At 65.4% G+C, this 14,484-nt stretch carries 11 protein-coding genes and 1 tRNA gene; 6 read left to right on the forward strand and 6 right to left on the reverse strand.

Going from position 1 to position 14,484, the window contains the following annotated elements:
* The first annotated feature begins 11 nt into the window (after positions 1–11).
* The 4 genes from R5W23_RS27045 to R5W23_RS27060 all read left to right on the forward strand — a co-directional run bounded on the left by R5W23_RS27045 (position 12) and on the right by R5W23_RS27060 (position 2,209).
* On the forward strand, positions 12–524 hold the full coding sequence (locus tag R5W23_RS27045; RefSeq protein WP_261186395.1) for a YbaN family protein: 513 nt from the start codon (positions 12–14) through the stop codon (positions 522–524).
* A 282-nt stretch (positions 525–806) separates the two neighbouring features.
* Positions 807–1,247 carry a phage holin family protein gene (locus R5W23_RS27050; protein WP_320689047.1) on the forward strand — a complete coding sequence of 147 codons (441 nt, stop codon included), beginning with the start codon at positions 807–809 and terminating at the stop codon, positions 1,245–1,247.
* A complete protein-coding gene (locus R5W23_RS27055) occupies positions 1,232–1,918 on the forward strand; it encodes a DUF883 C-terminal domain-containing protein (protein ID WP_320689048.1) in 687 nt (228 codons plus the stop codon). The genes R5W23_RS27050 and R5W23_RS27055 overlap by 16 nt, the downstream gene beginning before the upstream one ends.
* Before the next feature lie 81 nt (positions 1,919–1,999).
* Entirely contained in the window at positions 2,000–2,209 is a 210-nt protein-coding gene (locus R5W23_RS27060; RefSeq protein ID WP_261186398.1) for a hypothetical protein, read from the forward strand.
* 77 nt (positions 2,210–2,286) lie between these two features.
* On the opposite strand, the gene R5W23_RS27065 is transcribed toward R5W23_RS27060, so the two are convergent.
* From R5W23_RS27065 to R5W23_RS27085, 5 genes are all read right to left on the reverse strand, one after another.
* Positions 2,287–3,333 carry an ABC transporter permease gene (locus R5W23_RS27065; protein ID WP_261186399.1) on the reverse strand — a complete coding sequence of 349 codons (1,047 nt, stop codon included), beginning with the start codon at positions 3,331–3,333 and terminating at the stop codon, positions 2,287–2,289.
* A gap of 53 nt (positions 3,334–3,386) precedes the next feature.
* Entirely contained in the window at positions 3,387–4,331 is a 945-nt protein-coding gene (locus R5W23_RS27070; protein WP_320689049.1) for an ABC transporter ATP-binding protein, read from the reverse strand.
* 44 nt (positions 4,332–4,375) lie between these two features.
* Entirely contained in the window at positions 4,376–5,215 is an 840-nt protein-coding gene (locus R5W23_RS27075) for a CPBP family intramembrane glutamic endopeptidase (protein ID WP_320689050.1), read from the reverse strand.
* 154 nt (positions 5,216–5,369) lie between these two features.
* Positions 5,370–7,403 carry an ATP-dependent DNA helicase gene (locus R5W23_RS27080; RefSeq protein WP_320689051.1) on the reverse strand — a complete coding sequence of 678 codons (2,034 nt, stop codon included), beginning with the start codon at positions 7,401–7,403 and terminating at the stop codon, positions 5,370–5,372.
* Positions 7,404–7,553: 150 nt separating this feature from the next.
* Positions 7,554–8,267: a BON domain-containing protein gene (locus R5W23_RS27085; protein ID WP_010051541.1), complete on the reverse strand. Its 714-nt coding sequence runs from the start codon at positions 8,265–8,267 to the stop codon at positions 7,554–7,556.
* 271 nt (positions 8,268–8,538) lie between these two features.
* On the opposite strand from R5W23_RS27085, the gene R5W23_RS27090 reads away from it, so the two are divergent.
* Positions 8,539–8,612, forward strand: a tRNA-Arg gene (locus R5W23_RS27090).
* Positions 8,613–8,743: 131 nt separating this feature from the next.
* On the opposite strand, the gene R5W23_RS27095 is transcribed toward R5W23_RS27090, so the two are convergent.
* Positions 8,744–12,529 carry a hypothetical protein gene (locus R5W23_RS27095; protein WP_320689052.1) on the reverse strand — a complete coding sequence of 1,262 codons (3,786 nt, stop codon included), beginning with the start codon at positions 12,527–12,529 and terminating at the stop codon, positions 8,744–8,746.
* Between the two features lie 1,012 nt (positions 12,530–13,541).
* On the opposite strand from R5W23_RS27095, the gene recO reads away from it, so the two are divergent.
* Positions 13,542–14,465 (forward strand): DNA repair protein RecO, encoded by a 924-nt coding sequence (gene recO / locus R5W23_RS27100; RefSeq protein WP_320689053.1) that lies wholly within the window; start codon positions 13,542–13,544, stop codon positions 14,463–14,465.
* Positions 14,466–14,484 lie beyond the last annotated feature (19 nt).

Raw genomic sequence — 14,484 nt, forward strand, 5'->3', positions numbered from 1 at the left:
GGGGACGCACCATGAACATCCTCAACGGCACCCGCAAACTGTGCGCGAACCAAGTGAATTTGGAACAGCGCCTGGCGTGCCTGGCGGATGCGGGTCCGCAGGCGATTACCGACCGCATTGCCCAGCTCGACCGGGAGTGGAGTGCCGGGCGTGCGACCAAGGTTCTTATCGGTTTGATGATCGTGACCGGGTTTGCCCTGACCGCTTTACTCAATCCCTGGTGGTTGATTCTGCCGGCCCTGGGCGGGGTGTTTTTACTCCAGTACCTGTTCGGCCGGTCGTCCTGGCTCGGCGCAACGTTCCGCGAAATGGGATTCCGGTCGGGGCAGGACATCGATCAGGAGCGGTTCGCTTTGCGGGCACTGCGGGGCGATTTCAAGAACCTCCCAACGGTTCATGAGATCGAGAGCAAGGACGATATTTCGCGGCTCGAAGGGGAGGGCGGGATCGCTCTTGATCCAGAAGAGTCCAAAACGGACGCCCGAGACGCGGTGAAGGTTGTGATGCAGGCGGCGAAGAGCTGATTCAAGTGAGTCCGACTCGCAGGGCCGACCGGGAGGATTCCGGTCGGCCCTTTCGCGTTGTGGGTTGCTGTGATCTTGTGGTTAGTGGTCCAGTGCTCTCTGTTAATGCCGACCGGTGAGAAGAGGGTTGCGCGGCCTGAAAATTGCAATTTCCGGCTTGCTTCAATTAACCCGCTCATCTTCCGCATCTTGTGCGTTGCAAAGAGACCTCGATGGGGCTTCGTGCCCTGGCACGCAACGTGCTCAGGACAGGATGCAGATCCCGTTTCAGGAGTCACCCCGATGGCAACCGCTGAAGCCGCTCCGCCGCTCTCCTCTTACGACGCGACGAACACCCCACCCGGTCCCGCTCCACAGACGGTAACTGGGCTCGTGTCGGGCATCATTAACGACGCTCAAACGCTTCTTCGGCAGCAGGCCGACATGCTGAAGTCGGAAGTCCGCGAGGACTTCAAGCGGTCGAAGCGGGCCGCCGAGTTCGGCGCGATCGCAGTCGTGTGCATGACCGTGGGCACGCTCGGCGTGATTACCGCTTTAGCGTACCTGCTGCACGAACAGTTCGGGTTCAAGATGTGGGCCTCATGGGGCCTCGTGAGCCTGGCGTTCCTTCTCGTGGGCGGGGCTCTGGGATGGATCAGCTACAACCTCCTCGAACGGTTCAACCCGCTGCCGGATAAGACCTTCAACGCGCTCAAGGAGAATGTCACGTGGCAGACCAAGTGAACCAGCCGGAGAAAACTCCGGAAGAGATCGAACGCGAGATGCTTCAGACTCGTGAAGCACTGACCGAGAAAGTTGCTGCCCTGGAGAACCAAGTGGTCGGTACGGTACAGACAGCTGCAGACACGCTTACCGGCACCGTTGAAGCGGTTAAGTCGCTGGTGAATCATGCACCGGAGAAGGTAACTGAAACCGTTCGGCAGGCGTCTGCCGCTATGAGTGACGCACTCAAGGGCACGTTCGACATCTCCAGCCACGTGCGCGAGCACCCGTGGGTCGCGGTTGGCCTTTCCGCGCTGGTGGGTGGCATTGTCGGTGCGATGATCGCTCCGCGCCGTGGTGCGGGCGGGTCGTTCAGTCCGTTCGCCGAGGCGAGTGGGCCGATTCCGGCCGCCGCGCATCCCGCATCAACTTCGTCGCAACCGGTCGCCGCCGTTGGAAGGGCCGCACAACCGGGCATCTTTGACGAAGTGCGTAACGCGCTCGGCGCGAAGGTGCGTGAGCTAGCGGACACGGCTCTGAACGCTCTTTCGACCTCGCTGAAATCGACCCTGGAAACGACCGTCCCGAAGCTGGTCGATCAGGCCGCTTCGCATTTGACCGAGACCGAGAGTAATGACGCTCCGGAAACTCTTGCCGCTCGGTTCGACGCCCGTCGCACTCAGGGCTCGTAAGAGGCGGTGTGTTCCGACTGTGCTGCTCGATTCGCGGAACACACCTCGGTTATCGGCAGGAATAGTGTTGGGGGGCAGATCGTGCGCATCGTAGGCATCATCCTCGTCATTGTGGGCGCGCTCGGGCTCGGATGGCAGGGTCTGGCTTCTGGGGCAACCGAGCGGCCCGACACGGCTGAACCGAGCCGCGAAGTGCAGCAGACAATCTGGGTGCCGCCGACAGTGAGCGGGATTGCGGTGGTGAGTGGGCTGCTTTTGTTGGCGAGTTCAGGCCGACGTGAAGAACTGTGACTGCGAATTGCTGACTGATCAAATATGGATGACACGGCCCTCGGATCGGTCCGAGGGCCGTGTCGTTTATCGAATGGCTACCGCCAGCGGAAAATCCGAAGTGCGAGCGCGAAACTAAGTACCCCCCACACGCCGAGTACGAGGAGCGGGTACGGGAGCGCTTCCCAACCGGCGCCGTCGTTCATCACCGCTCGCAGCGCATCATTCAGAGCGGTGAGCGGTAGCAACTGGACGAACCACTGCATCCCTTCTGGAAAGCGCGCGGACGAGAAAAACACCCCCGACAGAACGTACATGGGAAGCATCACGGCGTTCACGAGGCCGGCAATCGTTTCCATCGTGCGGGCGCGTGAGCCGAGTAGCAGCCCGATCCCCGCGAAGCTGGCCCCGCCGAGAGCGATCAGCCCCACGAACACCAGCGGGTTGCCGCGGACCTTCACGCCGAAGGCGAGGTACGCGAACCCCAGTAGCAGCCCGATGTCGATGAGTGTGAACACGAGCCGACTGATCATCAGGCTGAGCATGAAATCGGAACGGCGCATCGGGGTCGCCTGGAACCGCTTGAGCAACTTCCGGACGCGCAGGTCGCCGACCGCGAAGCCCACTCCGAACAGCCCGCCGCCGAGCAGGTTCATGCCGAGCAGCCCGGGAATGAGGAAGTCGATGTACCGGCCGCCGGGCTCAGTCGTTGCGGTTTCGACCGGGGGATTCGGTGTCGGGTGGGCCGCACGAAGCAGCGCACGGTCGGCCGCGTTTCGGGCCAGGACACTCTCGGAACGGGTGGCGTCGAAAAGGTATTCGTACCCCGACGCCGTTTCGGGCCGCGGTATCACGACCGCGTCGGTTTTCGACGTGCGAAGGCGCTTGCGGGCAACCGGGTCGTCGAGCACTTCGACTTTCACGCCTGGATCGGAGCTGAGGCCGATCCGCAACTTCTCGGTTACTTCAGGGTGACGCGGATCGGCGACAACGTCCACGTTCGCCGCGGGCACCGGCTTCTCGCTGAACGCGAGCCCGAGCACGAACGCCAGGATCAGTGGGAAGCCGTATACCCAGAACAGCGCCGCCGGCTCGCGGTAGAACTCGCGGAACCGGGCCAGCGTCAGTTGCCAGAGAGGACTCATAATCCCGTCCCAAGTCCGAAGGTTGTGGCGTTACGACGTTCGACCTTCGGACGTTAAGACCCGTCTCGCAAGTGCCGGCCGGTGAGCGTGACGAACACGTCTTCCAGCGTTGCGGTCCGGGTGGTGAGCCCGGCGAGTTTCGCTCCCCGCGCGCGCAGAAGGTCCAGTAGCGCGGGGAGCGCCCGGTGCGGCTCTCCGGCGGTCAGGGTGATTCGGTCCCCTTCTTCACGGACGGCGTTGACCGTCGGGAGCCCGCTCAGCTCGCCGTGGCTCGGGCGGGTGGGCGTCGTCGGGTCGAGGTCCAGGTCGATGACGTGCTCGCCGCCGACGCGGGCGATCAGCTCGGCCGGCGTTCCGAGGGCGATCACCTGCCCGTGATCGACCACCGCGACGCGGTCACAGAGCCGCTCCGCCTCGTCCATGTAGTGCGTCGTGAGGACGACCGTGCGCCCGCGGCCCTTGATCGCGCGGATCACGTCCCACAGTTGTCGCCGCGACTGCGGATCGAGGCCGGTTGTGGGCTCGTCGAGGAACAGCAACTCGGGGTCGCCGACCAGCGCGGTCGCGACCGCCAGCCGCTGGCGCTGCCCGCCCGAGAGCTTGTCCACGTAGGCGTGCTGCTTCTCTTCGAGCGACACCCGCCCGATGGCTTCGTTGGGGGTGATACCGGCCGCGTAGAATGACCGGAACAGCGTGACCGTTTCGCGCACCGTGAGCTTGTCGGAAAGTCGCGTCTCTTGGAGCGAGATGCCGATCTTGTTCCGCAACTCGGTGTCGTTCTGGCCCCATTTCAGCCCGAGGACTTCGACCTCGCCGGCGGTGGGATCGAGTAGCCCTTCAATAATCTCAAGTGTGGTCGTTTTGCCGGCGCCGTTCGGCCCCAGCAGGCCGAAACACTCGCCCGAGTGGATGTCGAGATCGAGCCCGCGGACCGCCTGGACGGGCGGCCGGGCGGGGTACGTCTTCACGAGGCCGCGCACGCGAATCGCTTGGGTCATGCGTACACTATACGGGGTTGTGCGGTAACGGGCATCCGGGGCGGTCAGATCAGGCCGCGGCGCGCCAGACACGCGAGGTCCATGCCCCACGCGACCGCGATGTGAAGGCTCGCACCGAGCCACACCGACCGGGTCGCCAAGCTCATGTAGCCGAGCACCACGCCGGCCACGATCGACGCGCACGTTTCGGGCCACGGTTTGCCGAAGTGGATCATCACATACGGGAACGTCATCACGAACACCGAGTAAACACCGAACCGGTGTTTGGTGCCGTGGACCACGAACCCGCGAAAGAAGAATTCCAGCGCCACGAACTGGGCCGCGTAGGAAAGCTCCCACTTCCACAGCTCGGCGCGCACCTCGGCGGGCGACTGGAACCGCATGAACGGGTACGTCTGCTGGAACCGCTCTTCTCCGGAACAGAACCAGACGAGCGGCACCATGACGAGCACGAACACCGCGTACAGCGGCCACGCGTTAAAGACGCCGCTGAGCTTCAGGCCGTAATCTTTCAGCCGCGCGCGGAACCCGAGTTTGAGCACGAGCACGGGGATCAGAGCGTAAGTTGCGACCGACGCCCAGGCCCACCACACGCGGGTCGAAAGCGGGTCGGCGCTCCACCGGCGCAAGGTCGCCTCCGCTGCCGCCGCCGCTTCGGGGCCGCTGAGGACACGGGCGATAAGGGTTACTACCTCGATGAGCGCCGCCGGGCCGCCGGTGTAGTTCTGAACCGTGAGGCACGCGGCGGCGGTGAGGAGTACGATCGGCGTGCGCCAGTCGATCCGGCGACCTTGATCGGAGAGCCGGTACGCGAGTGCGTCCGCTTCCACTTTGCGGATCGGTTCGGCGAGCCACGTGTCCCAGAGGCGCAGCAGCCCAGACATTGCTGGTTTCACCGCAGGACGGAAGGGATGCGTTCGCGGCAGTGTACGAGGTCGGCCTGCTGCCAGCTACGGCTTTCGCGTCTCTAGGGAGCGTGCCGGCCCGGGTGCAACTCGGACCTTCACGGTTGCGAACCGGTTGCCGCGGGCTCGTCGGTCATGTCGCGGGTGCCTTGCGCTTGGCCGCCGGTTTGGTGGCCGGGGGATCGGTGGGCATTCCGTCGATGAACCGGGCGGCGTCGGGCAGGGCATCCAGAAACACGCGACCGTAGGGTTTGGTGATGACGCGCGGGTCGAACAGCACCACGATGCCGGTGTCCGTGGCCGTCCGGATGAGCCGGCCGAAGCCCTGCTTGAGTTTGATGGCCGCTTGCGGCACTTGGTACTCCATGAACGGGTTGCCGCCGCCGGCCTGGATCGCCTCCAGCCGCGCCTCGGTGAGCGGGCGGTCCGGCACCGAGAAGGGGAGCTTCGTGATGATGACGTTCGACAGCGCCTCGCCGCGCACATCGACCCCCTGCCAGAAGCTGTCCACCCCGAACAGCACGGCCTTCTTCGCCTCGCGGAACTGGTCCAGCAGCTTCGCCGCCGGGAGGCCGGTCCCCTGCGCGAGCAGCGTATACCCGTGCTGCACGAACCACGGCATGAGCTGCTGGGCCGCCCGGTTCAGGAACCCGTAACTGGTGAACAGCACGAACGCGCGGCCGTTCGTGCGGGCCACGTACTCGGGGATCTTCTTGAGCACCTCGTCTTCGTAGCGCGCGCTCTGTGTCGATGGGTCCGGCATGGAGCGGAACAGGTGCAGCTCGACCTGCTTCTGGTAGTCGAACGGGCTGCCCAGTTGGGCCGTTTTTGCGGTGTCGAGGCCGAGCCGTTTCTGGAACAGCTTGAACCCGGTTTCGCCGCCCGCGGACAGCGTCGCGCTCGCGAGAACGACGCTCGGCACCTTGTCGTAAAGCTGCTCCTTCAGGGCCGGTCCGACCTCGATCGGGGCGCTGGCGAGCGCCACCCGCGGGATCCGACCCGGTTTGGTTTCGACCCAGTAGACCTGGCCAGGGAGCTCTTGACCGAGCCACTCCTTGACGCTCTTGGCCATCGCGTACAAGCGGTCCCCGCGGCTGACCAGTTCGAGCTTCTCCTCTTCTGCGTCGCGCCCCTTCGCCAGTTCGTGGAGGGTGTCGCCGAGCCGGCCCAGTTCGGTGCTCAGCGTGTCTTCGACGATCCACCGCTCGCGCACCCGCCCGGTGCCGCCGGCGGCGTTCGGCCCGGTGCCTTTGGGCTGGTTCAGTTGCCACTGGTGGACGGACAGGAAGAACTTCTCCGCGGCCTGCCGGGTGGCGTCGAGCTGCGCGACCGCGTCGCCGTCGCCGAGGGTCGCGAGGATGCCCTTTTGCGTGCGCGGCGCGAGGAGCTGGCTCATGAGGTACTCGACCCCGCCCTGCGAGAGGCCGATGCCGAGGTGGTCGGCCGCGACATCTTCGAGCGTGTGGGCCTCGTCGAAGATGACGGCGTGGTACTCCGGGAGGATGCCGCCGCCGGTGCGGCGCAGCGCGAGGTCGGCGAAGAACAGGGCGTGGTTCACGACCAGGATGTTGGACCCGAACACGGTCTTCCGCGCGCGGAAGTAGAAGCAGTCCGCCTGATGGGGGCATTTCCGCCCCAGGCAGTTGCTGCTGTCGCTGTGGACCAAGTCCCACACGGGTTCGTAGGGTTGGACGGGCAGGTCGGACTTGCTCCCGTCCTGCGTTTTGCGCGACCAGCGGCCGATCTGGATCATCTGGTCCACGGCGCCGGGCGTATCGAGGAGCGAGCTGGCTTTCGATTGCGCCACGCGGAGCCGGCGGAGGCTCAGATAGTTGCCACGACCCTTGACGAGTACGGGCCGGTAGTCCCCGGGCAGAACGGATTGCAGGAAGGGGAGGTCTTTGCGGATCAGTTGCTCTTGAAGCCCGATCGTGTGCGTCGAGATGACGACGCGGAAATCCTTCTTCGCGCTGACGGCCAGGATCGCGGGGACAAGGTACGCGAACGACTTGCCGACCCCGGTTCCGGCTTCGACCAAGAGCTGACGCTTCCGGCCCAACGCCTCACCGACGGCCTCGGCCATGTCGAGCTGTTGCGGGCGCGACTCGAACCCGGGGAACTTCTTGGAGATGAGCCCGTCCGGGCCGAGAACTTTGCGTGCGTCCATACCCGGAATTGTCGTCACTGCCGGAAAGGGTGTAAAGGCCGGTTGGCCGCGGCGGTTCGAGCGCGGGCGAAGCGAGTCACGCCGGGTTCCTTCAACTCAGTGAGTTGGGGGGAACCCGGCGTGGCTCGCTTCACATTAACCGCGGGTGGCTCACCAGAACTTCACGCGCCAGTAGTCGTGCGGCGCGGACTTGCGACCGAGGTACCAGTGCCCGTCGTCCCATTCCAGGGTCACTTTGCGCCAGCCGAGCGGCACCTTCGGGAACGGGTAGTACGGCCCGATGAACGGGAACGCGTTGTAGGGGTAGGATTCCGGGTACGCGACGCGGCTGAGGTTGTTGTAAGGGGCGTAGGTCGGCCACGCGTACGGCGGCAGGTTCGGGGCCTGCATGTCCGGGGCGGCCTGACCCGGAACGCCCAGCGGAGCGGGTTCCACGATCGGGTTGAACCCGACGGGGCCGGGGGCCGGGGCCAGCGGGGCGCCGGTGAGGCCGAGCGGGGTGGGCGCGACCGGGGCCAGCCCGATCGGCGGGTCCTGCACCTGCACCACGCCGGTCGCGATCGACCGCATGTTGTCACGGACCACAACGACGCCGGTGACCGACTTGGCGTCCGCCACGAGCTTCGCCTTCTGGGCGGCGTCTTTGGCGAGACCGCTGAGGGTCACGATGCCGTCTTGTGCCACGATGGCCACATCGGCGCCCGTGGCGTTGCCGCCCGAGCGGATGCGGGTGGCGACATCGTCGGCGAGCGTTTGGTTCGGGTTGACGGCTGCCACGGCGGGCAGAGCGGCCGGGGGAGTCGCGAGCGTCTGACCGGCGAAGCCGGCCGCGACGGCGAGAGAGAACAGGGCACGCACCTTCACGGGGAACCTCCTTGTTCGGATGCAGACCTAGCGGTATTCATCCTGAGCGAAGGTATCATTGCCCCGGGTCCGGGGTCGGTCAAATTCGTGGGCCGGCGGTTTCGTCTCTTCGTGCGGCACGGGGACGGCGCGTCTGGCAGAATTGCGGGAACAATGCGAACCGGCACAACCTTCAAACTCGGGTGGCCCGCGTTGAGGTCGTGGATCGAAATTGTTCAAGGCGGGAAACGTTGACGCTGGGCGGGACGGGCCATATGATTTGCTTCGGCGAGCACCCATAGCTCAACTGGATAGAGCATCGGTCTACGGAACCGAAGGTTAGAGGTTCGACTCCTCTTGGGTGTACTCAGGGCCGCATGATGTAAGTCATGCGGCCTTTTTCGTTTCTCCCCACCTGTACCCCTGATAACAGGTTACAGGTATCAATGCTCTCTTCGGAACGTTGCGAGACACCGAGTTCCTGGTTACGTCTCAAATCACGGTCCTCCCCAGTCGGCGGGCACGAGCAGTGGGTCTCTCAGCCGACACAGAGCCTCGTAGGCGGCGTCGGCCAGCCCATCATTACCGCTCTCGACGAAGCCGTGGACGGCGGCTGCATCTTCCTCGTTGCCGAAATGACCCATGAGGCGAACCACGACCGCCCGCAACTCGTCGGTTTCGGCGGCGGTGAGAGCTTCTCGCAGGCGGGTGGCGACCACGTCGCGGGGCAGCTTTACAAGATCTCGTGCCGCCCACGCCCGCCGCTCGTCCAGGCTGATCGCCTCTGTGACGAAGTGTTCGACCGCGGCCGCGTCTTCACGATTCATGAGGTCGCGGGACGCCAGCCAGGATGCCCTCAACCCGTCGTCCCCCCGGACCACGTCGTCCTCAGGCGTCCCGCGCCGGTTAGCCACCTTCCTGAGCAGGCGACGCACGTTCTCAGAGTCGATCGGCTCGATGGCGTGGAGTAGGGTCCACTTTGCCGGACCCTTGAACTCGTGTTCCTGCTCCTCCAGGTAGGCGATCAAGTCCCTATCCTGGACATGCGTGTGGAAGCGACCGACGGTCCACCCCCACCACCTGAAGGCCTGCCTTAGCCGCTCCGCCAACCAGTTCGGCCCCCGGCCGTCCTTTCGGGCCTCTGCCACCAAGCGGGCCACGGCGGTGGGACTGCCGTGAACGAACAGCCCGCTCACAAGCCAGTCGGCTTCTTTCCCGGAGTCGAGGAGTTCAACGAGAACCCGTTCCGACGCTTCCGTGCCGATGGCGCCAAGTGCAGTTGTAATGATGCTCAGTTGATCCCCGGAGGTGTCCTGAGCCATCTGGGCAAGCACGCCCACCGCCGCCGGGTCGGCCAGCAGACTGATAGCTCGAATCACCTCCAGGGCGTCCCACCCACGCAGCCCTTCTTCGAGGAGCCGGCGGAGCGGTGCGGCCGCGTGTTGACTGCCCATCTGTCCGAGTTGTGCCGCCGCCGCGGAACGGAACTGGGGGTTGTCCAGGCACTCGATCAGGATCCGCTCCGTCTCCGCACTCGGCACCGGGCTCATGGCCGTCAGGAGCATGCTGCGGATCGCGTCCGACTCCGCCGCGTTCCACCACGACACCCAGGTCGGCGGATCGACGGTATCGGCCACCCGGTCCGTCGAGAGAGAGTGAAGCCCCCGCCGCCCCGCCCTAACGACCAGGGATCGGTGCAGCAAGCGGGGAGACTTGTTGGTGTCTGCCAGGTCGGCGGCGAGTCCCGCCACCTCCTCGTCGGCGTCGCCGATCAGGGCCTCAAGTGCGGCCTCGAACGGCGGGGTGATGAGGTAGCGGAGGTCGGCCGACTTGGGCGACACGCTGTAGTGGACGTGCATGCGAGCCATCCCGCCGTCCTCGTAGCCGAGTTGCGAGAGGGAGGTGGCCGCACCCCTGAGCGAGGACGTGAAGACGGCGGCCGCCGGCTCGGTCCCGACGGCGATCAGGGCGTGGTTCTCGTACCCCTGGAGGGCCCCGTTGGTCGCCAGCCGGTCTTTGAGGTGTTCTACAAGTCGGGCATTCCCCAGGTGGGCCAGCACCGTCACCGCCCGGACGTGCTCTGATGTTCCGCTGGCAGCCGCGAGCCGCACGGCAGCGTAGTCGCCCAGGGCCGACCTGAACGCGGGGCTGGCGGCCCGCGTCCGCTGGATGTCCTCGCTGAAGTAGTAGGGATCGTCGCCCTGGCCGAACCACGGGTAGGCGTAGACGAATGCCACCCCATCCACACACCCCAGCCGGGTGAACGCACGGGCCCCCGACACGCGAAGGTGGAACGGGCACTTCTCGGCCGGCAGACCTTCGAGCAGTGCGTTCCTGGCCTCTTGGCAGTCGAGGTGGCCCAGCAGGTTCGCCGTGAAAGCGGCCCTCACGCGGTGTCGGCTGCCGAGTCGCTCCCTGAGCTCCGCCACGACTTTCTTCCGCACGGCCGGCTCATAGGCGCCCGGATCGGCCTGCATCACGACTGCGGCCCGGACCGGGTCGAGGTCGGCGAGGGCGTCAAGGAACTCGTTTCGCACGGGCGAGCCGGTGAGGCCCCGGCCCAACCGTTCGAGGCGGATGTAGACCCCACTGAAACTGCCGTCCGCTAGCGCCAGGGCCACCGTTTGCGGGTCACCAGCGACAGCCGCCACGTCGTTTTCCGCAAGGAAGAAATCCTGCACCGCCTCGAACACGAAGCGGATGCGGTCGGCGTGCCCAGGCAGGGGTTCCAGGATGCCCGCGTGGAGGAGTCGCTCAACGGGCTTCCCCGGCGGTCGCGAGGCATCGAATCGCGGCACCCCGCCCAGTTGGTCGACGGCGACCCAGCCTGCGTTCCCGGCAGCTATCCGCTTTGCGACCTCGGCAAGGGCTACCCGGTATACGTCGGCGGTGATCCGGTTTGCCGCGTCTTCTTCCGCCCGCAGGCGGACATCGAGCCAGGCTGACATGATGTCGGTGCGGCTCCGGGCCACTACAGGACCGCCCCCGGCGGACAGTTCGAGGAAGGCCCGGAGGGTGAACGGGTGACGGAGTTCCTCCCGCACCTCTCCCGGCAGGGTGTACATGTCCGCTGGCAGGCGACCGCCAGCCACCCAGGCCCGCTCTAACTCCATTGGCGAGAACAGTCCGGGTAGGCAGACGCCGGCGGACGGCTCGGAACCGGTGAGCGCGGTCCGCTCTCCCGGCGTGACGGCCTCCCGGTCGTCGGCCATCAGCCCCGCCATCCACCGCCCCCAAGACCGCTCGTAGGCGAGACGCCAGAACTCCCGGCGGGACGACAGGACCAGAACGCTCCGACAACCGAGTCGGGAGTCTAGCCAGTAGCGGACGGCCCGCCGCACGGCGACGGCATTCCCATCTTCGTCCAGACCGTCAAGGACGACCGTGAGCCGGTCCTGCCGCAGGTGGTACACGACCTCGACTTCCTCCCCGCGGGCGAGTTCCGGGGCGAGGACGCCCTGGAGTGCCTGGACGACCGCTCGCACCAGGGCGTCCTCACCGGCGAACGAGAGGTGGCGGGCCTGAAGGAACATGACCGGCTGACACGCAGAGAGTGAGGCCGCGAAGGAGCAGAGCAGGCTCGTCTTCCCGAAGCCGGAGTCGTTGACGAGAGCAATCAGACGGACTGACTCCTCGCGATCGGCCCCTGAACTCGTTCCGCGCGCGGCACGCTGCCATAGACGGAACAATTCCCGGTCCGCGTCGCGGTAGAGGTAGCGGCCGGGGTCGTACCGCCCGTATGCCTGGAGGTCGGCGAGGGCGGCGGCGGTTGCATGGCGGCACGCCGCGAGGATCGCCTGGTGAGTGAGGCGGGAGTACGGGATTCCGAGGTGGGCGTGGCGGAGGTCTTGGTGGTCGGTGTCGAGGAGGCGGGCGATCTCCGGCCCGTGTAGGGTAGATAACCTGGCCTTCCCGGCGGCAACCTTCGCCTTCTCCAGCCAGTCGAGATTTTCTCCCTTGGTCGGACCGTCGCGGTCAACATCCCACGGCAACGCGGCGACGATCTCCTCGACGTTCGGTGACGCAGCGACAGCCTTCTGCACGTCCTCCAAGAGCTTGGTCCACCAACTCTTCTCCTGCACCGTGTAACAGACGGCGATGCGGCAGGTCGTGGCCGAGTCACCGACGTAGGAGTCGGGCTGCCCGACGATGCTCTCGCCGGCTGCGTTTAGACCGTGCGTGCGGAGCCGGGCGTACCTTGGGTGCAACCGCCGGATGAGGTCGTCGCAGAGGCGGTGAAAATATCCGTCGGGCAAATTTTGAATTTTTTCAAGTGTGGGCATGGTGAAATCAAGAATACCACCACTCATCTATCCCCGGCCAGCTTTGAGGGGCTGCTCCGACAGGGGGCTTGGAACGGGCAAGTTACTGCCGGTGGTAGTGCGGCAGATGGTGCCAGAACCTCTGACAACAAGCTGCCGCGGAGAGATTGTGCTTACTATCGGTTCGCGTGGCCCGATGAAATGCGCGTGTCAAGTCTCGGTGGGTCTCGTATATGGTAGCCGTTCAGCCTTCATCACGGGTCTACTGTAATATCCTCAACCAGGACTCACCTCGTCGAGCAGCGCACTCTTCCTCCGTCAGCCGCGTCCGGATCTGTGTCGTTTTCCGCCTATCCGAGTGGCGTTCGTTCCGAACGTCGTGGCGTGCCTGCGGTGCCATCAGTTTAATGTGGGATCGCTTTAGATCGGCCCGCGCTGGTGCGGTGAGGTGTCCGAGCGACCGGGGTCCAAAACCGGTTTCGTTTGTGGCGGGCATGACGGGGTGTTTCTGTTGCTCCTGGTTGCACTCACAAACGGCTCGAAGTTCGGCGGTAACTCCGACGCCCACGAGTGTCGCGCGGCTGTAACGGGGGTTACAGACCGATCCCTTGCAGGGGAGAGCCGACGGGGCGAGGACTGGACAGCCGCTGCCGCCCAACTGGCAATTCGCTGCTACTTTGCTGGGGCATCGCTACCCATGAATCACGTGCCGCGAAAGCGGTGTGCAGTCCTTGGGCGAAGGCAAAATCGGTCCCAACGGTGTTCGATCGCCGTGCGGTAATGTGCGATGGTGGTGGAACTTGTATCAAATTCGGCTCGCACGTGCGGTTCGCCCCTGCGAACAGAAACCGGCGCCGAAAACGTTGTTGGGTAGCGGTTGCGATTCCCAGAAGTGCCCGGATGACGGAAATGGTGCGAAACAATACCTCTGGCGCCGACGGTTCGGCACGGTAGCAGTCCGCGAACGGGACGGGACGCCCCCGCCCGGGGCTGACTCGGGCGTCTCCCCTTGACCTTAAACGAAGTCCGACCTGTGCAGTCCGAAAAAGCGCTTGCGATCGTCACCCGTGGTACCGACTGGAGCGAGACCAGTCGTATCACCACGCTGTTTACCCGCGAGTTCGGTAAGGTCCGCGCGCTCGCGAAAGGCGGGCGCCGGCTCAAATCCAATTTCGATGTCGCGTTCGACCTCCTGACCGTGTGCGAGGTGGTGTTCATCCGGAAGGCGAGCGGCCTGGAACTGCTCACGGAGGCGCGGATGAACGAGCAGTTTCCCGCGCTCCGCAAGAACTTGCCGGCCCTGTATGCCGGCTATTACGTCGCAGAACTGCTCGCCGAGGGGCTGCAGGACTACGACCCGCACCCGGCGCTGTTCGACGCCGCGCTCCACATCCTCCGTGCCCTCGGGCGGACGGCGGTTTCCTCTCCAACGGGAGAGAAGGGCACCGAGACTGAGATCTGCTACACGGGGGAGAATGATGGGGCAACCGCGGACACAGTGGCCGGAGGGGAGGTGCCGGTTGGAACGGGTGCGGAAGTCAGCGGAATACGAAGCGTGGAGGCGATCTCTCCTCTGGGAAAAGAGGCGGGCCTGGGGAACGGCTCGCTGCTCGCAACCGTGTCGGCATTTGAACTTGTTTGGCTTCAGGAGCTGGGATATAGCCCGCGACTCGATGCGTGTGCCACCTGTGGACGTGAGCGGCTCAGCCCGACCGCGCGGGCCTTTTTCAGCCCGCTCGCGGGGGGCGTGCTGTGCCCGGAATGTGGCCCCACGGTGGCCGACCGCCGCATGGTGTCTGGGGACGCGCTGCTCTGCATTCGTGACCTCACCGAGCGCGGCGCCGAAGCGGCCCTGCCCGGAGGGGCGCGAGCGGAAGTGCGGCAGGTGCTCGGGTACGCGGTGAGTTGTGTGCTCGGCCGACGGCCGCGAATGCTGACCTACGTGGACGCACGATGAGACCGGGGTTCGGGGGTTG

Origin of the sequence: Gemmata algarum, assembly GCF_034097035.1 — a bacterium.
GTDB classification, from domain to species: domain Bacteria; phylum Planctomycetota; class Planctomycetia; order Gemmatales; family Gemmataceae; genus Gemmata; species Gemmata algarum.

Coding starts and splice junctions, on each gene's coding strand:
- R5W23_RS27045 (WP_261186395.1), top strand. CDS start 12: ATGAACATCCTCAACGGCACCCGCAAACTGTGCGCGAACCAAGTGAAT.
- R5W23_RS27050 (WP_320689047.1), top strand. CDS start 807: ATGGCAACCGCTGAAGCCGCTCCGCCGCTCTCCTCTTACGACGCGACG.
- R5W23_RS27065 (WP_261186399.1), bottom strand. CDS start 3,333: ATGAGTCCTCTCTGGCAACTGACGCTGGCCCGGTTCCGCGAGTTCTAC.
- R5W23_RS27070 (WP_320689049.1), bottom strand. CDS start 4,331: ATGACCCAAGCGATTCGCGTGCGCGGCCTCGTGAAGACGTACCCCGCC.
- R5W23_RS27075 (WP_320689050.1), bottom strand. CDS start 5,215: ATGTCTGGGCTGCTGCGCCTCTGGGACACGTGGCTCGCCGAACCGATC.
- R5W23_RS27080 (WP_320689051.1), bottom strand. CDS start 7,403: ATGGACGCACGCAAAGTTCTCGGCCCGGACGGGCTCATCTCCAAGAAG.
- R5W23_RS27095 (WP_320689052.1), bottom strand. CDS start 12,529: ATGCCCACACTTGAAAAAATTCAAAATTTGCCCGACGGATATTTTCAC.